Raw genomic sequence first — 18,910 nt, forward strand, 5'->3', positions numbered from 1 at the left:
TCCAAATAGCCTACCGCCCCCGCCCCGCCAACACCCGCGTCGCCCCCTGGGTTTTCTGGCAGTACCAGAACACCCGGCTGACGCCACGGGTGATCGCCACATAGGCCAGGCGCAGGCTTTCGTCCTGCATGGCCTGGTCGTAGCTGTTGTTGAAGAGACCCGAGTAGGCGTACAGCGCATTGCGCAGCGGGTGTGGTTCGGGCGGCAGGCAGTCGTCGAGGATGATCGCCACTTCGGCCTGCAGGCCCTTGGCGCGGTGGATGGTGTAAGCCTTGACCGGCAGTTTCTTGTCCAACTGCGCGGTGATGGCCTGCAGCGGCTCGTTGCGTCGGCTGAGCAGCAGCACCGCATTGCGCTCGCCGCTGTTGCGTTCGGCCGCATGGGCGCATTGCTCGTGAATCTGCTTGAGCAGCTCCGGCAGGCGGGTCTTGCTGTCAAAGCGCTGGATCAGGCGCACGCCGTGGTCGCCCGGCTGCACGGCCTTGCTCGCCTGGCTGAGCTTGCCCTGCTTGTAGACCACCGAGCCGAGCACCGCCTCGGCGTCGCGAATAATCGGCTCGATGGAGCGGTAGTTGGTGGCCAGGGTCAGCACGGCGCTGGGCTTGGCCCGACCCTTACCGGGGAAGTGTCGGTCGAAGTCGATAAACAGCTCCGGCGAGCTGCCGCGCCAGCCATAGATCGACTGCCAGTCGTCACCGATGGCCATCAGGCTGACCGCCGTACCCTGCCCGGCCAGAGCCCGCTGCACGGCCTGCAGCCACTGAACGATCTGCGGCGATATATCCTGAAATTCGTCGATCAGCAGATGGCCGAACGGGGCCAGCGCCTCGACAGGCACGCTCTGCCCGCCCGCGCCAAGGCACTCGGTCAGCTGTTGGAACGCGCCATTGAAGGTCGTCAGCCCCTGGGCCTGCAGACAGCTGGCAAAGCTTTGCCAGAACAGCATCAGGGCTTCGATAAAGCAGCGTTCCTGCGCGTTGCAAACCAGCTGCTGCGGCTGAATTTGCTCGATACGAATGCCGATGCTTTCGATAAAACCGGCCTGGGCGTAGAAGGCCTCATACAGCGGCACGACGCTAAACTCGCCCTGCAACTTGAAGCCATCAAGCGGTGCCTTGGGCGGGCGCTTGCCGTCGGCCGGTGGCATGGGCAACTGCAACAGGCTGTGCACCCGTTCGCGAAACCCGGGTTGCTCGGCGTAGCACTGCTGATAGGCCTGTTTGAGCAGGCGTTGCTGGGCCGGACGCAGGCGTGAGGCCGTCAGCGGGTTGTCCAGCTCGCGGCCGGCGGCCTGTTTGTCATCCAGCTGTTCGAACCAGCGCGGGCCAGCGAGCAGCGTCTTGGCCATCGTGCCCATGGCCGAATGGAAGGTGCGCACGCATTGCCGGGCCTGGGCGTCATCGAAGGGGTAGCCAAAGAAGCCCAGCACCTTGAGCAGACGTTCGCGCAGTTCGGCGCAGGAGGCGTTGGTAAAGGAGATCAGCGTCAGCCGCTGCGGCTCGATTCCCAGGTGACAGAGCATAAAGGCCACTCGCAGCACCAGGGTGGTGGACTTGCCCGAGCCGGCCCCGGCGAAGATGCGCGTCAAGGGATGGTTGCCGAGGATCATCGCCCACTGTTCGTCCGAGGGTGCACTGACCACGCCGGCCTCTACCGCCCGCGCCACTTGCGTACGCATGGCCTGGATCTGCACGGCGTCGACCGTCATCAGCGCGGGGCCGTAGATGCCTGCGGTCGGAGGCTTGCTGGCTTTGCTACGGGGCTTGGCGGATTTAGCGGCTGCACCCGCCTTGGTCTTGCGGGCGCTTGCCGTGCCCTTTTTCGCCCGCGCGGCGGGCTTTTTATGCACCACCGCCGCCTCGCGCTCGGCACGCAGGTAGGCGGTGGTATGCGGGAAGTAACGGGCCAGGGCAGCGGAAATAAGCCGCTTATAGCGCTGCACAGCAGTGGGCATTCGGTGATCCAGTCATTTAGATAGATCGTTGAATGATAAGTGTTTTTCAGCGCGCCCTGGCAAGCGATGGCAAACCGCGCCGATTAATCGAGCATACCGACATAACGCGGATGACTGGCCACACGCTGCAGCCAGCTGCAAATTGCCGGGTAGCCGCTCAGGTCGAAGCCGCCCTCGTCTGCCACATGGGTGTAGGCGTACAGGGCGATATCGGCAATCGAGAAGTGCTCGCCGACCAGGTAGGGCGTGCGTTGCAGCTGTTGCTCCATCACCTTGAGCGCCTTGTGGCCGCGTACATGGCATTCCTCATATTCAGCGCGGCGCGCCTCGGGCAGGCCCTGGTACAGCTGGATAAAGCGCGCCACCGCGACATAGGGCTCGTGGCTGTACTGCTCGAAGAACTGCCACTGCAGCACCTGGGTGCGCAGGCGCGGCTCGCTGGGCAGAAACTCGCTGCCGTCGGCGAGGAAATTGAGGATGGCGTTGGATTCCCACAGGCAGGTGCCGTCTTCCAGCTCCAGCACCGGGATCTTGCCGTTGGGGTTCATGGCCAGGAAGGCTTCGCTCTGGGTTTCGCCCTTGAGGATATCGATCGCTATCCACTCATAGGGCAGCCCCAGCAGATGCAGCATCAGCTTGACCTTGTAGCAGTTGCCCGACCGGTAGTCGCCGTAGACCTTGTACATCGTCCTGCCCTCCCTCTATCTGTTGTCTGTGGCGGGCTGCCGCTTCGCGGCGAGACCGCCCTACTCGATCAAACTGCTGCGCCGGCCTGGGCCTGCCGAATCACCTCGGCCAGACGCTTGAGGCCTTCGCCCAGACGCTCCGGGGCGACGTGACTGAAGTTAAGCCGCAGATGCCCAGGGTGCGCGTCCGGGTCGATAAAGAACGGCTCGCCGGGCATAAAGGCCACGTTCTGTGCCAGGGCCGGAGCGAGCAGCGTGCGGGTGTCCAGCGGCTGCTTGAGGGTCAGCCAGAAGAACAATCCGCCCTGCGGCACCTGCCAGTCCGCCAGGTCGCTGAAATGTTCTTCCAGCACCGCCTGCATGGCATCGCGGCGGATGCGGTAGAAATCGCGCAGCTCGGCCAGATGGCCGCGGTATTTCTCGCAGCCCAGCCACTGCAGCGCCTGCCACTGGCCAATGCGGTTGGTGTGCAGGTCCGCCGACTGCTTGAGGCGCAGCAGGTAGGGGTACAGATCCGGGGTGGCGATCAGATAGCCAACGCGCAGGCCGGGCAACAGGGTCTTGGACACGGTGCCGGTGTAGATCCAGCTGGCCTTGTGCAGGCGACTGACGATAGGCGTGGCGCTGCCTTCGTCGAACACCAGCTCGCGGTAGGGTTCGTCCTCGATCAGGGTCACGCCGAACTCGTCCAGCAGCGCCGCCACCGCGTCGCGCTTGGCTTCGCTGTAGCGCACCGCCGAAGGGTTCTGAAAGGTCGGGATCAGGTAGGCAAAGGCCGGCTTGTGGTTTTCCAGACGCTGACGCAGGGCATCGATCTGTGGGCCATCGGCCTCCTGTGGCACGGCGATGCAATCGGCACCGAACAGCTGGAAGGCCTGCAGCGCAGCCAGGTAGGTCGGCGCTTCGAGCAGCACTTCGGTGCCCGGGTCGATAAACAGCTTGCTGGCCAGATCGAGGGTCTGCTGCGAGCCGCTGACGATCAGCACCTGGCTGGCATCGCAGGGTACGCCGAGGGCGCGGGCCTCACTGGCGATGGCCTCACGCAACGCCGGCTCACCTTCGCTCATGCCGTACTGGCCCATGCTGGCCGGCATCTCGGCCCACTCGACTTTCGGCAGCATGGGTTCGGCGGGCAGGCCGCCGGCAAAGGACATGACTTCCGGACGCTGCGCCGCGGCGAGGATTTCACGGATCAGGGAGCTTTTCAGGCGGGCGACGCGTTCGGAGAAGGCCATGGATATCACCGGTAGCAAAGGCAAATAAAAATAGGTCAAACTGTTTGACCGAAACTACGATGCCGCATAGAGATACGTCAATATGACTGACCTAAAAAATTTCCAGGAGAAATTTTTAACGTCGCACAGCGACGGCCCTCAGGGTGGCCGCCATGGATGGCAGGCCATAAAAAACCCTGCCGTCCAGCAAGCCGCCATGGAAGCCTTCTTCTTCGGTTACCAGGCGTTTACCGCCAAGGCTGACGAAATGCTGGCGCGCCGCGGCCTGTCGCGGGTGCATCACCGCATCCTGTTCTTTATCGCCAAATACCCGGGGCTGAGCATAAAAGAGCTGTTGGGTTATCTGGGGGTGAGCAAGCAGGCGCTCAATACGCCGCTGCGCCAGTTGCTGGAAATGGACCTGGTGCGGAGCCTGACCGCCGAAGACGACAAGCGCAAACGCCTGCTCGGCTTTAGCGCCGAAGGGGCCAAGCTGGAACTGGCCCTGCGCCGCGAACAGGCCAAGCTGCTGCAGCGGGCCTTCAGCGAAGTGGGTGACGAGGCGGTGCAGGGCTGGCTCAAGGTCAATCAGGCGCTGGCCGGCAAGGGGCTGGAGTCAGAACCCCGTAACGCGTAATGGCTGGTGCGCACGGCGCACCCTACGGCCAGTCGCGGGCCCACTGTACTGCTACCCCAGAGAAACTGTACCGGTCTTTCCCGAAAACACTTTAGAACTGTTACGCCCATTGCCCGCCTCGCTGTACCGCGACGCCCCGTCCCACGCCCCTTAGGCTGAGCAGCACTATCCCCGAGTGCCGCAGCCATGACCGCCGAACTGCTGATCGCCTTTATCGCCTTTGCCTTCGTTACCTCGGTGACGCCAGGGCCGAACAATATGATGCTGCTGGCCAGCGGGGTGAACTTCGGCCTGCGCCGCAGCCTGCCGCATATGTTCGGCATCAGCCTGGGCTTTATGCTGCTGGTGGCCTCGGTGGGCCTGGGTCTCGGTCAGTTGTTCGAGCAGGTGCCGTTGCTGCACAACCTACTGCGCTACCTGGGCGCGGCTTACCTGCTGTACCTGGCCTGGAAAATCGCCCGCTCCGGTGCGCCACAACATGGCGAGCAGCCGGTGGGCAAACCCTTTACCTTTCTCCAGGCGGCGGCCTTCCAGTGGGTCAACCCCAAGGCCTGGATCATGGCCATCGGCGCGATCACCACCTATACCCCGCAGGAGAATTTCGTGGTCAATGTGCTGCTGATTGCGGCACTCTTCGCCCTGGTCAACTGCCCCAGCGTCGGTCTGTGGACGGTGGCCGGCAGCCTGCTGCGCAACTGGCTGAACAATGCCCGCGCCCTGCGTGTGTTCAATATCGGCATGGCCCTGCTACTGGTGGCCTCGCTCTACCCCATCTTCGCCGACACCGGATTGCTCTGATGCACGACCTGTCTCAAGCGCGTTTACGGCCACTGGCAGACACCTCCACTTCGGCGGTGGTGGCCGGTTTTATTGCCATGCTCACCGGCTACACCAGCTCGCTGGTGCTGATGTTCCAGGCGGGTCAGGCCGCGGGCCTGACCAGCGGGCAGATTTCCTCGTGGATCTGGGCGCTGTCGATCGGCATGGCAGTGACCAGCATCGGCCTGTCACTGCGCTACCGCGCGCCGATCATGATCGCCTGGTCGACCCCCGGCGCGGCGCTGCTGATCACCAGCCTGCCCGGGGTGCCCTATGCCGAGGCCATCGGCGCCTATATTTTCGCCTCGGCGCTGATCGTGCTGATCGGCCTGACCGGCACCTTCGAGCGCATCATGCGCCGCATCCCCGCCTCCATCGCCGCCGCCCTGCTGGCCGGGGTGCTGTTCAAGATCGGCCTGGAAATCTGCGTAGCCGCCGAGCAGCAACCGCTGCTGGTGCTGGCCATGCTGCTGGCCTATCTGTTCGGCAAACGCCTGTTTCCCCGTTACGCGGTACTGGCGGCGCTGATTGTCGGCTGCCTACTGGCCGGGTTGTTCGGCCTGCTGAACTTTGAGCACTTCCAGCTGCAGTTGGCCGTGCCGGAATGGACCACGCCGAGTTTTTCCTTCGCCGCGGTGATCAGCATCGGCATTCCGCTGTTTATCGTCGCCATGGCCTCGCAGAACCTGCCGGGCATGGCCGTGCTGCGCGCCAACGGCTATGACGTACCGGCCTCGCCACTGCTGAACACCAGCGGCCTGGCTTCCATCCTGTTGGCTCCCTTCGGCTCCCACGGTATCCATATGGCGGCGATCAGCGCGGCGATCTGCGCCAGCCCGGAAGCCCATGAGGACCCGGCCAAACGCTACACCGCAGCAGTCTGGTGCGGGGTGTTCTACGGTATCGCCGGAATCTTTGGTGCCACCCTGGCCGCGCTGTTCGCCGCCCTGCCCAAGGCCTTGATCCTGTCCATCGCCGCATTGGCGCTGTTCGCCTCGATCATCGGCGGCCTGACCCAGGCCATGAGCGAGCCAAAAGAGCGTGAAGCGGCGCTTATCACCTTTCTGGTCACCGCCTCGGGCATGACCCTGTTCAGCGTAGGTTCGGCCTTCTGGGGCATAGTCGCGGGGCTCTTGACCCTGGCGATTCTCAACTGGGGCAAGCGGGACGCTTGATTGATCGGTGTCGCGGCGCACAAAGCCCAATCTGTAGGGTGCGCCGTGCGCACCGATCTTGATAGCGGGCTCCTGGTGCGTACCACACCCTACGCAGCGCGACGCGCCCGAAGGGTGACGGTCATGAATGGCACACCATAAAAAACGGGCTTATGCATATGCATAAGCCCGTTTTTGTTACAGCAGGTGCAATCAGCCGCGCTGGCGCTTGGGCAGCACGTCCTTGAGTTTGGCGTGCATATTGCGCAGGGTCTTCTCGGTGCTTTCCCAGTCGATGCAGGCATCGGTCACGGATACGCCGTATTTGAGCTGGCTGAGGTCCTTGGGAATCGACTGGTTGCCCCAGCCCAGGTGGCTCTCCACCATCAGGCCGACGATGGACTGATTGCCTTCAAGGATCTGGTTGGCGACGTTGTCCATCACCAGCGGCTGCAGGGCCGGGTCCTTGTTGGAGTTGGCGTGGCTGCAGTCGACCATGATGTTCGGGCGTATGCCTGCTTTTGTCAGTTCCTGCTCACAAACGGCAACACTGACCGAGTCGTAGTTGGGCTTGCCGTTGCCGCCGCGCAGCACCACATGGCCGTAAGCATTGCCCTTGGTGGTGACGATGGAAACGCCGCCTTCCTGGTTGATGCCAAGGAAACGGTGCGGGCTGGAAACCGATTGCAGGGCGTTGATGGCCACGGTCAGGCCGCCATCGGTGCCGTTCTTGAAACCAACCGCCGAGGACAGGCCGGAGGCCATCTCGCGGTGGGTCTGGGATTCGGTGGTACGCGCGCCGATGGCCGACCAGCTGATCAGGTCCTGCAGATACTGCGGGGAAATCGGGTCCAGCGCCTCGGTGGCGGTGGGCAGGCCCATTTCCGCCAGGTCGCGCAGCAGCTGGCGGCCGATATGCAGGCCGTCCTGGATCTTGAACGAGTCATCCAGGAACGGATCGTTGATCAGGCCTTTCCAGCCGACGGTGGTCCGTGGCTTCTCGAAATACACGCGCATGACCAGGTACAGGCTGTCCGACACCTCGGCGGCCAACGCCTTGAGGCGCTCGGCATACTCGTGGGCGGCCTTGATGTCGTGGATCGAGCACGGCCCTACCACCACAAACAGGCGATGGTCCTTGCCATCGAGGATATTGCGGATCACCTCACGACCGTTGGCAACCGTGTGCAGCGCAGCTTCGGTCAGCGGAATTTCACGCTTGAGCTGGGCCGGGGTTATCAGGGTCTCGTTGGAGGCAACGTTCAGGTCATCAATCGGTAAATCAGCCATCGTGCTATTCATCAGTCAGAGTCATCAGGTCACGGGTGCCGGCCGCCAGCGATCCCCGTGTGGCGGAGCACAGCAATATGAGCACAGCGGGGAAGCCGAACCTTAGCGCGTACGGGCAGCCTCGACAATGGGCCTTAGGTCGTTAACAGGCCGTTGAAAACTACCTACGTTGCCGATACGGCGTTAAAAACTGGCTCGGAATGCTCATTTATAGCTCGTAAACTCCGCTTCCTCGCCTGTTTTTGCCTTGTCTCGGCGGCCTCGCCTACATTTTCAACAGCCTGTTAAACGCCCCGATAGCCTAAATCGCTGTTCAGACTGGCCTGGGAGAACTCCACGGCATGCTGGGCTATCCATTCCTGGGCGATCACCTCGGCGCACAGCGTGCAGCCCAACTCCAGCTCGCGCTGGTGGCGGTAATGTTCGATCTGACAGACCTGTTCGACCATACGCGCGCGGAACAGGGTGTCCTCGTCGATAAAGGCGATACCGACCAGATAGTCCTCCTCCTGCTTGCGGCACCAGGCCACCACGCCGGGATAACGGGCATACTCGCCAAACACCGGGATGCGCAATTCCACCGCAGTACCCCGTCGAAAAGCCCGTTTGGAATTGCATGCCACACCACCGAGACTGATATTGTTCAGGCGCTGCTTTGGCACGGGGGCCTTCTTGCGCACAATCAACTCAACCGGCATATCACTGGGATGACGCAAAAAATGACGCATCTCAAACAACCTCTAATGCCATCAAATTGATACCACACCAAACAGTATAGTGAACGCGCTGAAACTGACTGAGTTCGTTGCCGGTCGCCATCTGCCGACCTGCCCGCCACTTCACTATGGGTATTTACCAGCATAGGCTGTGCCAGTTGCCGCTAGTAGGCCGTAAACCGGTGCAGGCAGGCGCGCAGCCGACTGCCATGGATGCCATGGCGATACTTTTATGACGCAGCCCCGATACAGCTGCGTTGCGTCGACTTAACACTGGCGCTGGACAATCCCCTGTCGCGCCCAACTGAGGAGCTTGCTTGATGAATGCCTCTCCCCGTATCGGCATTATCGGTGCCGGTGCCATTGGTGGTTTCTATGGCCTGATGCTGGCCCGTGCCGGCTTCGACGTGCACTTTCTGCTGCGCAGCGAATTCGATGCGGTGGCCCGCCAGGGCCTGCAGCTGAACAGTGCCGTGCATGGTGCCCTGAGCCTGCAACCGGTGCAGGCCTACCGCAACGCCGCCGAGATGCCCGCCTGCGACTGGTTGCTGGTGGGCGCGAAAACCACCAGCAATGCCGAACTGGCCCCAACGATTGCCCAGGCCGCCGCACCCGGGGCCAAGGTGGTGCTGCTGCAGAACGGCCTGGGGGTCGAGGAGGAACTACGCCCGCTGCTGCCGGACAGCCTGCATCTGCTGGGCGGCCTCTGCTATATCTGCGTACACCGCAGCGCCCCGGGGGTGATCGAGCACCAGGCCCTGGGGGCGATCAATCTGGGTTACCACTCGGGCCCGAGTGACGCTGGCGAAAGCCCCCAGGCGATCCTCGAGATGGGCGTTTCGATGTTCAAACAGGCGGGCCTGGACTCCAGCGCCATGGCCGAACTGGACCAGGCACGCTGGCAGAAACTGGTGTGGAACCTGCCGTACAACGGCCTGGCCGTGCTGCTGAACAGCGACACCACAGCCCTGATGGGCAATACCGACAGCCGCGCGCTGATCGAGGCGATCATGCAGGAAGTGGTAGACGCCGCCAGCGCCTGTGGCCATCAACTGCCACCCGGGTTTGCCGGCAAGCTGTTGGCCGCCACCGATCGTATGCCCGACTATCTGCCGAGCATGTACCACGACTTTGCCCTGCAGCGGCCCATGGAACTGCCCGCCATCTACGCCGCGCCCCTGGCCGCCGCCGCCCAGGCAGGCTGCGCCATGCCGCGCAGCGAGATGCTCTACCAGGCCCTGCGCTTTCTCGAACAACGCCCGCGATAGGAGCAACGCCATGAGCAAGGGATTAGGCGACAAGCTGGTGCTGGCGATTTCCTCGCGGGCGCTGTTCGACCTCAGTGAAAGCCACCGCATCTATGAAAGCCAGGGCGTCGCGGCCTACCGCCAGTACCAGATCGAGCATGAGGACGAAATCCTCGCCCCGGGCGACGCCTTTCCTCTGGTGGAAAAACTCCTGGCGCTTAACAGCGCCCTGCAGCAACAACGGGTGGAGGTGATCCTGGTCTCGCGCAACAGCGCCGACACCGGCCTGCGCGCCTTCAACTCGATTCAGCACTATGGCCTGGGTATCTCCCGCGCCGCCTTTGTCGGCGGTCGCAGTCCCGACCCCTATCTGGCCGCCTTCGGCTGTCACCTGTTCCTTTCAACCCACGCCGAAGACGTGCGCAGCGCCCTGCGTGCCGGTTTCGGCGCGGCCACCATCCTCTCCGGCGGTGCCCGGCGCGCGGCCAGCAACGAACTGCGCATCGCCTTCGACGGCGATGCCGTGCTGTTCTCCGACGAGTCCGAGCGGGTCTATCAGCAAGCCGGCCTGGAAGCGTTCCAGAGCCACGAGCGGCAGTCGGCCCGCGAACTGCTCGGCGGCGGCCCGTTCAAACCCTTCCTCGCCGCCCTGCACCGCCTGCAGCAGGAGTTCCCGGAAGAACAGTGCCCGATTCGCACCGCCCTGGTCACCGCTCGCTCGGCCCCGGCCCATGAGCGAGTGATCCGCACCCTGCGCGAATGGAATATCCGTCTGGACGAGTCCTTCTTCCTCGGCGGCCTGGAAAAAGCCGCGATCCTGGAAACCTTCGGGGCCGACGTGTTCTTCGACGACCAGGCCGGCCACTGCGAAAAGGCCCGCGAGGTGGTCGCCACCGGTCATGTGCCCCATGGCGTCAGTAACGAACCGCAATCCTGAGCGCCAGCAGACGGCCTGCGTATATAACCATTCGTCCTCAATAGCGGCGCTTTCTTGGACTTATCAAAGGCGCTGCTAAGCTCAAATCAGGCCCATCCCTCAGGCAGTCAAGGAGGCCGGATGATCCGCAAGATTCTTTACGCAACCGACCTGGGTCTTTATGCCCCCTATGTGCTGCAACATGCGCTGGCGCTGACCCGCGCCTTCAATGCCAATCTCTATGTGGTCCATGCCGTGGAGCCCATGGGCCTGTTTGCCGAGTCGGTGCTGCAAACCTATCTGGACGAGGAAAGGCTCAAGGAGCTGCGCAAGAATGGCCTGAGCACGGTCATGGCCAGCATCGAACAACGGGTACTGGAAGGCTTTCGCGACGAGATCGGCGAGACCTGCCAGGACCTTGATCTGATCAAGGCGGTACGGGTGGTGCAGGGCGACCCGCCACTGGTGATTCTCGAACAGGCCCAGCAACTTGGGGTGGACCTGCTGGTCCTGGGTAGCCACAGCCACGGCACGGATATGAACATCCCTCTGGGGCGCACGGCATCGCGTCTGGTTCAGCTCGCCGAAGCGCCGGTATACCTGGTGCCCATGCTGCAGCATCGCAGCCGCGGGGAGCTTTAGGTGAATAAAACAGCACATCCAAATATCTGGTCTAGATTTAAGGCTCTACCCATTAATATGGTTATATAAAAACATGCCGGTAACCTGAACGGCCCCGACCAGCCTTGAGGGATTTTTATGAAGCTTCAACAACTGCGCTACATCTGGGAAGTCGCGCATCACGACCTCAACGTATCCGCCACAGCGCAGAGCCTCTATACCTCGCAACCGGGCATCAGCAAACAGATCCGCCTGCTGGAAGACGAACTGGGCGTGGAAGTCTTCGCCCGCAGCGGCAAGCATCTGACCCGGGTGACACCGGCTGGCGAGCGAATCATCAACACCGCCGGGGAAATCCTGCGCAAGGTCGAAAGCATCAAGCAGATTGCCCAGGAATTCTCCAACGAGAAGAAAGGCACCCTGTCGATTGCCACCACCCATACCCAGGCGCGCTACGCCCTGCCCCCGGTGATCAGCAGTTTTATCAAGCAATACCCGGATGTCGCACTGCATATGCACCAGGGTACGCCGATGCAGATCGCCGAAATGGCCGCAGACGGCACCGTCGACTTCGCCATCGCCACCGAAGGCCTGGAACTGTTCAACGACCTGATCATGATGCCCTGCTACCGCTGGAACCGCTGCGTAGTCGTGCCCCAGGGCCACCCGCTGACCAAGCTGCCGAAGCTGACCCTGGAAGCCCTGGCCGAATACTCCATTGTCACCTATGTGTTCGGTTTTACCGGTCGTTCCAAGCTGGACGAAGCCTTCAGCCATCGCGGGCTGACGCCCAAAGTGGTGTTTACCGCCGCCGATGCCGACGTGATCAAGACCTATGTGCGCCTGGGTCTGGGCGTGGGCATCGTGGCCAAAATGGCAGTCGACGCCAAGCTCGACCCGGATCTGGTGGTGCTGGATGCCAGCGAACTGTTCGAAGCCAGCGTGACCAAGATCGGCTTCCGTCGTGGCACCTTCCTGCGCGGTTTTATGTGCGACTTTATCGAGAAGTTCGCCCCACACCTGACCCGCGACGTGCTGGCCAAGGCCGTGCAATGCCATACCAAGGCCGAGCTGGAGGAGCTGTTCGAAGGGTTTGAGCTACCGATTCACTAAGGCCGTGCATTCCTGCGCGGGCTCTTGGTGCGCACGGCCTAGGCGGCCCCGCCCACCCTACCGTTACCACTCACATAACCATGCAAAAGGGCAGCTAGAAGCTGCCCTTTTGCATGGCGCCAACCCGATCAGATCGCGGTCGCGCCGCCATCCACTGCCAGGGCATGGCCGGTGGTGAAGGCCGCGTTATCGCAGCACAGGTAGAGCACCGCAGTGGCGATTTCCTCGACCTTGCCGATGCGCCCGACCGGGTGCATGGCGGCGGCGAACTCGCCCTTCTTCGGATCGGCTTCATAGGCACGGCGGAACATGTCGGTGTCGATCACCGCCGGGCATACCGCGTTGACGCGGATTTTCTTCTTCGCGTACTCCACTGCCGCCGACTTGGTCAGGCCGATTACCGCGTGCTTGGAGGCCGCGTAGATACTCATCTTCGGGGCCGCGCCGAGGCCGGCAACCGATGCAGTGTTGACGATGGCACCGCCGCCCTGGGCCAGCAGCAGCGGGATCTGGTGTTTCATGCACAGCCACACACCTTTGACGTTGACGCCCATGATGGCGTCGAATTCGCTCTCGCTGCCATCGGCCAGCTTGCCCTTCTCGATCTCGATACCGGCATTGTTGAAGGCATAGTCCAGACGACCGTAGGCGGCGACCGTGGCATCCATCAAGGCCTTGACCTCGGCATCGCGGGTCACGTCGCAGCGCACGAAGGTGGCCTGTCCACCAGCGGCGCGGATCAGTTCGGCAGTGCCCTCGCCGCCCGCCACGTCGACATCGGAAACCACCACCTTGATCCCTTCGTTGGCGAACGCCAGGGCGGTCGCACGGCCGATACCGGCAGCGCCGCCGGTGACCAGGGCAACCTGGCCGGAAAAGCTCAAACTCATCTGTGTGTCCTCGCAAGGCGTGAAAGTCTGCGCCGAGTCTAGTCAGAGCAGTGCCACCGGCGGCAGCACTATTCGGGCAGCGGTTATGGCTCCATGCAAAATAATGATTAAGAGCCCGGGGTTGCTATCACCCTAATGGATTGACTGCCATTCGGCCCAAGGGCAAACCTTGCCGATCGGCCCTGCAGGGGCTATCACAAGTCTTTCCGCTCACCGAGTAACGACCATGACTGCCAACCTGAATCGCCAATTTCTTCTTGCCCAACGCCCGGTCGGCCTGCCCAGCCGCGACACCTTCAGCTACGTGGAAAGTGCCATCGGCGAACCCGGCCCCGGGCAGATCCTGGTGAAGAACCTCTACCTGTCCCTCGATCCGGCCATGCGCGGCTGGATGAACGATGCCAAATCCTATATCCCGCCGGTCGGCATCGGCGAAGTGATGCGCGCCCTCGGCGTCGGCCAGGTGATCGCCTCGCAACACCCGGATTTCGCCGTCGGCGACCACGTCAACGGTGCCCTCGGCGTGCAGGACTACTTCCTCGGTGAGCCCAAGGGCTTCTACAAGGTCGACCCGAAACGCGCACCACTGCCGCTGTACCTGTCTGCCCTGGGCATGACCGGCATGACCGCCTACTTCGCCCTGCTCGATGTCGGCGCGCCGAAAGCCGGTGAGACCGTGGTGATCTCCGGCGCGGCCGGCGCGGTGGGCAGCATTGCCGGGCAGATCGCCAAGCTCAAGGGCTGTCGCGTGGTCGGCATCGCGGGCGGCGCGGACAAGTGCAAGTTTCTGATCGACGAGCTGGGCTTCGACGGGGCCATCGACTACAAGAACGAAGAGGTGATCGCCGGTCTCAAGCGCGAGTGCCCGAAAGGCGTGGACGTGTATTTCGACAACGTCGGCGGCGACATTCTCGATGCCGTGCTCACCCGCCTGGCCTTCAAGGCACGGGTGATCATCTGCGGCGCAATCAGCCAGTACAACAACAAGCAGGCGGTCAAGGGCCCGGCCAACTACCTCAACCTGCTGGTCAACAGTGCACGCATGGAAGGCATGGTGGTGATGACCTATGCCCCGCGCTTCGCCGAAGCGGCTGCGGAGATGGGCCGCTGGCTGGCCAGCGGCCAGCTGAAGTCCAAGGAAGATATCGTCGAAGGCCTGGAGACCTTCCCGGAAACCCTGCTCAAGCTGTTCAGCGGCGAGAACTTCGGCAAGTTGGTGCTTAAGGTCGAGTAGCGCCACAGCCTAACCGAATCGTAGGATGGGTTAGCCACCAAAAGAGTGACCCGGCAAGACTGCATAAACCGGAGTGGCGTAACCCATCATGGCAGCATGGGTATCGCTTCGCTCAACCCATCCTACGTCGACTTAAGGTCGAGTCCATGCCCGCAATAAGGTATCGCCGGTTAAAAACATCGCGGGCATGGCGGAGTGCCGCCCAGCCGCCTATAAGTGTCAGGCGGCCACAGCCTCAGGCGCTTCCTTCCTTATCGGCCGCCAGCGGCGCAGCAGCAGATACAGGGTCGGAATCACGAACAGGGTGAAGAAGGTGCCGACAAGCAGGCCACCGACGATTACCAGGCCGATCTGCTGACGGCTTTCCGCCCCCGCACCGCTGGCGATCGCCAGGGGCAAGGAGCCCAGTACCATGGCCCCGGTGGTCATCAGGATCGGTCGCAGACGCTGAACCGATGCGTCTATCACCGCATCGCGCAGTTCATGGCCCTGACGCAGCAGCACGTTGGCGAACTCGACGATCAGGATGCCATGCTTGGTGATCAGGCCAATCAGGGTTACCAGGCCGATCTGCGAGTAGATATTCAGGGTGCCACCGAACAGGGTCAGGGCCAGCAAGGCCCCGGCCATCGACAAGGGCACGCTGAACAGGATGATCAGCGGGTCGCTGAAGCTCTCGAACTGCGCCGCCAGCACCAGGAAGATAAAGGCCAGGGCCAGGGCGAAGATCAGCCCGATACCGGCGCTGGACTCCTTGAAGTCCCGCGAGGTGCCGGTGTAGTCGTACTGGGTCTCGGCCGGAAACACCCCGCGCGCGGTGCTTTCCAGGTGCGCCAGGGCTTCGCCCAGGGTGTAGCCGGAGCCGACGTTGGCGCTCACGGTCACCGCCCGCAGCTGGTTGAAGTGATTGAGTTCGCGCGGGGCCACGGTCTCGCGCACCTCGATCAGGTTGGACAGCTGCACCATGCCGCCGTCGCGGCCGCGCACATAGACGCGGTCGAGGTCCTGCGGGTTGCTGCGGTCGACGCCCTGCAACTGCACCATCACGTCGTACTGCTCGCCGTTCTGCTTGAAGCGCGTCACCTGGCGGCTGCCGAACAGGCTTTCGAGGCTGCGGCCGATGGTCGCCACGTCGCTGCCGACCGCCACCGCCTGTTCGCGGTTGATTGTCACCTTGAGCTGCGGCGCATTGAGCTTGAGGTCGCTGTCCAGGCTCTCCAGTCCGGGATAGTCGCGCAGCTGGCCTAGCAACTCATCGACATAGCCCTGCAGCTCGGCGTACTCCATGGACGAACGAATCACGAAATTGACCGGTTGGTTGCGCGCACTCTGCCCCAGCGGCGGACGGTTGACCGGGAAGGCGCGCACCCCGGCGATATCCTGCAGCTTGGGCAGCAGCTCGTTGCGGATCTCGAACTGGCTGCGGCTGCGCTCGCCCCAGTCCTCCAGTTTCATAAAGGAAATGCCCTGGGCCACCGTGGGGAAGCCGGCGATGACCATGTAGCGGTTGGTTTCCGGAATGCTGTCGTAGGCCGCCTCGATCTGCCGCGCATAGCGGCCGGTATAGTCGATGGTGGCCCCGTCCGGGCCATTGAATACGCCGATAATGGTGCCGGTGTCCTCGGTGGGAGCCAGCTCGGACTTGAGCCCGGAGAACAGCAGCGCACAGGCCAGCAGAGTCCCCAGCAGCACCGTGATCACCAGCCACCAGGCGCTCAGCACCCGGGCCAGCAAATGCTTGTAGCTGTAGGTCAGGCCGTTGAGAAAGTCTTCGATCAGGTTGTACAGGCGGTTGTGCCGCTCGCCGGCCTGGTGCGGTTTGAGCAGCAGCGCGCACATCATCGGGGTCAGGGTCAGGGCGACGAAACCCGAGACCAGCACCGCGCCGGCCAGGGTCCAGGCGAACTCGGTGAACAGCTTGCCGGTGGTGCCCTGCATAAAGCCGATGGGGGCGAATACCGCGGCCAGGGTCAGGGTCATGGCGATCACCGCGAAGGCGATCTCGCGGCTGCCCTTGAGCGCCGCCTGCACCGGGGCCATGCCGTCTTCGATATGCCGGTGGATGTTCTCCAGCATGACGATGGCGTCATCCACCACCAGGCCGATCGCCAGCACCATGGCCAGCAGGGTCAGGGTGTTGATGGTGAAGCCCATCAGGCTCATCAGGGCGAAGGCACCGATCAGCGACACCGGGATGGTCACCAGCGGAATCAGGGTGGCGCGCATCGAACGAAGGAAGATGAAGATGATCAGGATGACCAGCGCCACCGCCTCCCAGATGGTAATAAACACGTTGTCGATCGACTCGCGGATAAACAGCGAGCTGTCGTTGGCCACCTGCATATGCATGCCTTCCGGCAGCAGCGCCAGTACGTCGGGCATGGCCGCGGCCAGGCCGTCGGAGATATCCAGCGGGTTGGCAGTGGCCTGCTTGATCATGCCCATGGACACGGCCGGCTGCCCCTTGTAGCGGACGATGCTGCGCTCGTCGCGAGCGGCAATTTCCGCATAACCAACATCCGCCAGACGCAGCAGGTAACCCTGGGAGTCGTCAAGAATCAGCTGATTGAACTGCTCCGGGGTGTTCAGGTCGGTTTCCGACAGTACGGTGAATTCGCGCTGCTGCGACTCGATGCGCCCGGCGGGAATCTCCACATTCTGCCGGCGCAGGGCATCTTCCACGTCCTGCACGGTAAGGTTGTGCGCGGCGAGCTTTTCCGGGTCGAGCCAGATGCGCATGGCGAAGGTACGCCCGCCACGCACCTGCACCTCGGAGACCCCGGGGATGGTCTGCAGTCGGTCCTTGATCACCCGCTCCAGCACGTCGGTGATCGCCATGGCGCTGTAGCGCTCGCTGTAGAACGCCAGCCAGATCACCGGCTGGGCGTCGGCCTCGACTTTCTGCACGATGGGTTCGCTGATTTCATCCGGCAGCAGACCACGCACCCGGCCCAGGCGGTCGCGCACATCGTTGGCCGCTTCGTCACTGTTGGAGCCCAGCCTGAACTGGGCGGTGATCTGGGTGTTTTCCGAGCGACTGATGGAACTGACGAAGTCCAGCCCCTCGATGCCGGACAACACATCCTCGATCGGCTGGGCGACCTGGGACTCCATGATCTCCGGGCTGGCCCCGGGATAGCTGACGTTGACCGTGACGATGGGTACATCGATATTCGGGTATTCGCGCACGCTCAGGCGGTCGTAGGCCATCAGCCCGAGCAACACCACGATCAGCGACAGCACGGTGGCGAATACCGGTCGGCGGATACAGATATCCGACAGGGTCATGGTGCGGGCTCCACCACCTTGATCCTCACCGGCAGGCCCTCGCGTACCTTCTGCCAGCCGGCGCTGATCAATACTTCACCGCCGACCAGACCTTCGCGCACCTCGACCTTGCCGTCAAAGCGCTTGCCCAGCTTGACCTCGCGCAGCTCGACCTTGTCGTCCACCACCAGGTTGACCAGCAAGCGCTCGCCCATCGGCATCACCGCTTCTTCCGGGATCACCAGGGCCTCGGGGCGCTCGGCGAGAATCACCGTGACCTTGACGAACTGGCCGGGGCTCAGACGGCCCTCGGCATTATCGATATGGGCGCGAATCGCCTGGCTGCGCCCGGCTTCGTCCAGGCGGGGGTTGATGGCGAAGATCTCGCCGGCAAAACGCTCGCCGGGGTAGGCGTCCAGGCCGATTTCGATGGGCTGGCCGAGACGGATCTGGCTGACGGCCTTTTGCGGAATGCGGAACTCCACCTTGAGCGGATCGAGCACCTCCAGGTTGACGATATCCTGACCTTCGCTGAGGTAATCGCCGGGGCTGACATGGCGCAGGCCCAAGACCCCGGTATGGGGTGCAAGAATCCGCGTCTTGTCCAGGCGCGCCTGGGACAGCGCCAGGGTCGCGCGGGCTGCCTGCTGCTGGGCGCTGGCTTCATCCAGGGCCTGGGCGTTGCTGGCTCCGCGCTTGAACAGCATCTGCGCACGCTGGAAGTTGCTTTCCGCCAGGTTCAGGTTGGCCCTGGCCTGGGCCAGTTCGGCGCGGGCGATGGCATCGTCCAGGCTGACCAGCAGGGTACCAGCCTCGACGCTCTGCCCTTCGCGAAAATGCAGGGTGGCCAGGCGACCGGCGATTTCCGGGCGGATCATCACCGATTCGTCCGAACGCAGGGAGCCGAAGGTGATCAGCTCGTCACGCACCAGGGTTTTCTCTGCCTGTACCACTTCCACCAGGGGGCCCTGATTGGCCACGACCGGCGCAGCAGCCACGACGAGCAGCCACAAGGCCGAACAGAAAAACGCCTGCGGACGGGAAAACATATACAACCCCTATTGTTTTGTAGCGGCCGAGTCTAACGGCCAGGCCGCGGCACTCTGCCGTTAAAAAATGTTTCCCTTTGTTTTAGGTGTCGCATGCAGCCCT

At 62.9% G+C, this 18,910-nt stretch carries 16 protein-coding genes; 8 read left to right on the top strand and 8 right to left on the bottom strand.

Translation table 11 applies throughout. From position 1 onward, the window contains the following. Positions 1–10: 10 nt before the first annotated feature. The 3 genes from WMW70_RS20750 to WMW70_RS20760 form a co-directional block, all read right to left on the bottom strand. Positions 11–1,954 carry a DEAD/DEAH box helicase gene (locus WMW70_RS20750; protein WP_341439365.1) on the bottom strand — a complete coding sequence of 648 codons (1,944 nt, stop codon included), beginning with the start codon at positions 1,952–1,954 and terminating at the stop codon, positions 11–13. Between the two features lie 83 nt (positions 1,955–2,037). Further along, positions 2,038–2,640 (bottom strand): glutathione S-transferase family protein, encoded by a 603-nt coding sequence (locus WMW70_RS20755; RefSeq protein ID WP_341439366.1) that lies wholly within the window; start codon positions 2,638–2,640, stop codon positions 2,038–2,040. A 68-nt stretch (positions 2,641–2,708) separates the two neighbouring features. Then, on the bottom strand, positions 2,709–3,875 hold the full coding sequence (locus WMW70_RS20760; RefSeq protein ID WP_341439367.1) for an aminotransferase-like domain-containing protein: 1,167 nt from the start codon (positions 3,873–3,875) through the stop codon (positions 2,709–2,711). 196 nt (positions 3,876–4,071) lie between these two features. Between WMW70_RS20760 and WMW70_RS20765 the strand changes: the two genes are divergently transcribed. The 3 genes from WMW70_RS20765 to WMW70_RS20775 all read left to right on the top strand — a co-directional run bounded on the left by WMW70_RS20765 (position 4,072) and on the right by WMW70_RS20775 (position 6,485). After that, positions 4,072–4,491 (top strand): MarR family winged helix-turn-helix transcriptional regulator, encoded by a 420-nt coding sequence (locus tag WMW70_RS20765; protein ID WP_445942177.1) that lies wholly within the window; start codon positions 4,072–4,074, stop codon positions 4,489–4,491. Between the two features lie 186 nt (positions 4,492–4,677). Beyond that, positions 4,678–5,289: a LysE family translocator gene (locus WMW70_RS20770; protein WP_341439369.1), complete on the top strand. Its 612-nt coding sequence runs from the start codon at positions 4,678–4,680 to the stop codon at positions 5,287–5,289. Continuing rightward, positions 5,289–6,485, top strand: a complete 1,197-nt coding sequence (locus tag WMW70_RS20775; protein ID WP_341439370.1) for a benzoate/H(+) symporter BenE family transporter — start codon at positions 5,289–5,291, stop codon at positions 6,483–6,485. Before WMW70_RS20770 ends, WMW70_RS20775 begins: the two co-directional genes overlap by 1 nt. A gap of 192 nt (positions 6,486–6,677) precedes the next feature. Here WMW70_RS20775 and WMW70_RS20780 read toward each other — a convergent pair whose 3' ends face one another. Together WMW70_RS20780 and WMW70_RS20785 are read right to left on the bottom strand one after the other, a co-directional pair. Beyond that, positions 6,678–7,754 carry a 3-deoxy-7-phosphoheptulonate synthase gene (locus WMW70_RS20780; protein WP_341439371.1) on the bottom strand — a complete coding sequence of 359 codons (1,077 nt, stop codon included), beginning with the start codon at positions 7,752–7,754 and terminating at the stop codon, positions 6,678–6,680. Between the two features lie 284 nt (positions 7,755–8,038). Then, a complete protein-coding gene (locus WMW70_RS20785; RefSeq protein ID WP_341439372.1) occupies positions 8,039–8,482 on the bottom strand; it encodes a PilZ domain-containing protein in 444 nt (147 codons plus the stop codon). 308 nt (positions 8,483–8,790) lie between these two features. Here WMW70_RS20785 and WMW70_RS20790 point away from each other — a divergent pair, with 308 nt between their 5' ends. The 4 genes from WMW70_RS20790 to cysB all read left to right on the top strand — a co-directional run bounded on the left by WMW70_RS20790 (position 8,791) and on the right by cysB (position 12,367). After that, positions 8,791–9,738, top strand: coding sequence for a putative 2-dehydropantoate 2-reductase (locus tag WMW70_RS20790; RefSeq protein ID WP_341439373.1), 948 nt, complete (start codon positions 8,791–8,793; stop codon positions 9,736–9,738). A 10-nt stretch (positions 9,739–9,748) separates the two neighbouring features. Continuing rightward, entirely contained in the window at positions 9,749–10,654 is a 906-nt protein-coding gene (locus WMW70_RS20795; RefSeq protein ID WP_341439374.1) for a 5'-nucleotidase, read from the top strand. Positions 10,655–10,774: 120 nt separating this feature from the next. After that, positions 10,775–11,275: a universal stress protein gene (locus WMW70_RS20800; protein WP_341439375.1), complete on the top strand. Its 501-nt coding sequence runs from the start codon at positions 10,775–10,777 to the stop codon at positions 11,273–11,275. Positions 11,276–11,392: 117 nt separating this feature from the next. After that, a complete protein-coding gene (gene cysB / locus WMW70_RS20805; RefSeq protein ID WP_341439377.1) occupies positions 11,393–12,367 on the top strand; it encodes an HTH-type transcriptional regulator CysB in 975 nt (324 codons plus the stop codon). A gap of 128 nt (positions 12,368–12,495) precedes the next feature. Here cysB and WMW70_RS20810 read toward each other — a convergent pair whose 3' ends face one another. Continuing rightward, positions 12,496–13,257 (bottom strand): SDR family oxidoreductase, encoded by a 762-nt coding sequence (locus WMW70_RS20810; RefSeq protein WP_341439378.1) that lies wholly within the window; start codon positions 13,255–13,257, stop codon positions 12,496–12,498. Positions 13,258–13,483: 226 nt separating this feature from the next. On the opposite strand from WMW70_RS20810, the gene WMW70_RS20815 reads away from it, so the two are divergent. Next, on the top strand, positions 13,484–14,491 hold the full coding sequence (locus tag WMW70_RS20815) for an NADP-dependent oxidoreductase (RefSeq protein ID WP_341439379.1): 1,008 nt from the start codon (positions 13,484–13,486) through the stop codon (positions 14,489–14,491). Between the two features lie 219 nt (positions 14,492–14,710). Here the strand turns inward: WMW70_RS20815 and WMW70_RS20820 are convergent, their stop codons facing one another. After that, entirely contained in the window at positions 14,711–17,779 is a 3,069-nt protein-coding gene (locus WMW70_RS20820; RefSeq protein WP_341439380.1) for an efflux RND transporter permease subunit, read from the bottom strand. Beyond that, complete coding sequence (locus WMW70_RS20825) at positions 17,776–18,807, bottom strand: efflux RND transporter periplasmic adaptor subunit (protein ID WP_341439381.1); 1,032 nt, start codon at positions 18,805–18,807, stop codon at positions 17,776–17,778. The genes WMW70_RS20820 and WMW70_RS20825 overlap by 4 nt, the downstream gene beginning before the upstream one ends. Positions 18,808–18,910: the final 103 nt, after the last annotated feature.

The sequence above is a fragment of the Pseudomonas sp. XK-1 genome (assembly GCF_038069885.1).
Lineage (GTDB): Bacteria > Pseudomonadota > Gammaproteobacteria > Pseudomonadales > Pseudomonadaceae > Aquipseudomonas.

Bases quoted from the DNA above. Each gene is read 5' to 3' on its own strand.
- WMW70_RS20750 (WP_341439365.1), bottom strand. From the start codon at position 1,954: ATGCCCACTGCTGTGCAGCGCTATAAGCGGCTTATTTCCGCTGCCCTG.
- WMW70_RS20755 (WP_341439366.1), bottom strand. From the start codon at position 2,640: ATGTACAAGGTCTACGGCGACTACCGGTCGGGCAACTGCTACAAGGTC.
- WMW70_RS20760 (WP_341439367.1), bottom strand. From the start codon at position 3,875: ATGGCCTTCTCCGAACGCGTCGCCCGCCTGAAAAGCTCCCTGATCCGT.
- WMW70_RS20765 (WP_445942177.1), top strand. From the start codon at position 4,072: ATGGAAGCCTTCTTCTTCGGTTACCAGGCGTTTACCGCCAAGGCTGAC.
- WMW70_RS20770 (WP_341439369.1), top strand. From the start codon at position 4,678: ATGACCGCCGAACTGCTGATCGCCTTTATCGCCTTTGCCTTCGTTACC.
- WMW70_RS20775 (WP_341439370.1), top strand. From the start codon at position 5,289: ATGCACGACCTGTCTCAAGCGCGTTTACGGCCACTGGCAGACACCTCC.
- WMW70_RS20780 (WP_341439371.1), bottom strand. From the start codon at position 7,754: ATGGCTGATTTACCGATTGATGACCTGAACGTTGCCTCCAACGAGACC.
- WMW70_RS20785 (WP_341439372.1), bottom strand. From the start codon at position 8,482: ATGCGTCATTTTTTGCGTCATCCCAGTGATATGCCGGTTGAGTTGATT.
- WMW70_RS20790 (WP_341439373.1), top strand. From the start codon at position 8,791: ATGAATGCCTCTCCCCGTATCGGCATTATCGGTGCCGGTGCCATTGGT.
- WMW70_RS20795 (WP_341439374.1), top strand. From the start codon at position 9,749: ATGAGCAAGGGATTAGGCGACAAGCTGGTGCTGGCGATTTCCTCGCGG.
- WMW70_RS20800 (WP_341439375.1), top strand. From the start codon at position 10,775: ATGATCCGCAAGATTCTTTACGCAACCGACCTGGGTCTTTATGCCCCC.
- cysB (WP_341439377.1), top strand. From the start codon at position 11,393: ATGAAGCTTCAACAACTGCGCTACATCTGGGAAGTCGCGCATCACGAC.
- WMW70_RS20810 (WP_341439378.1), bottom strand. From the start codon at position 13,257: ATGAGTTTGAGCTTTTCCGGCCAGGTTGCCCTGGTCACCGGCGGCGCT.
- WMW70_RS20815 (WP_341439379.1), top strand. From the start codon at position 13,484: ATGACTGCCAACCTGAATCGCCAATTTCTTCTTGCCCAACGCCCGGTC.
- WMW70_RS20820 (WP_341439380.1), bottom strand. From the start codon at position 17,779: ATGACCCTGTCGGATATCTGTATCCGCCGACCGGTATTCGCCACCGTG.
- WMW70_RS20825 (WP_341439381.1), bottom strand. From the start codon at position 18,807: ATGTTTTCCCGTCCGCAGGCGTTTTTCTGTTCGGCCTTGTGGCTGCTC.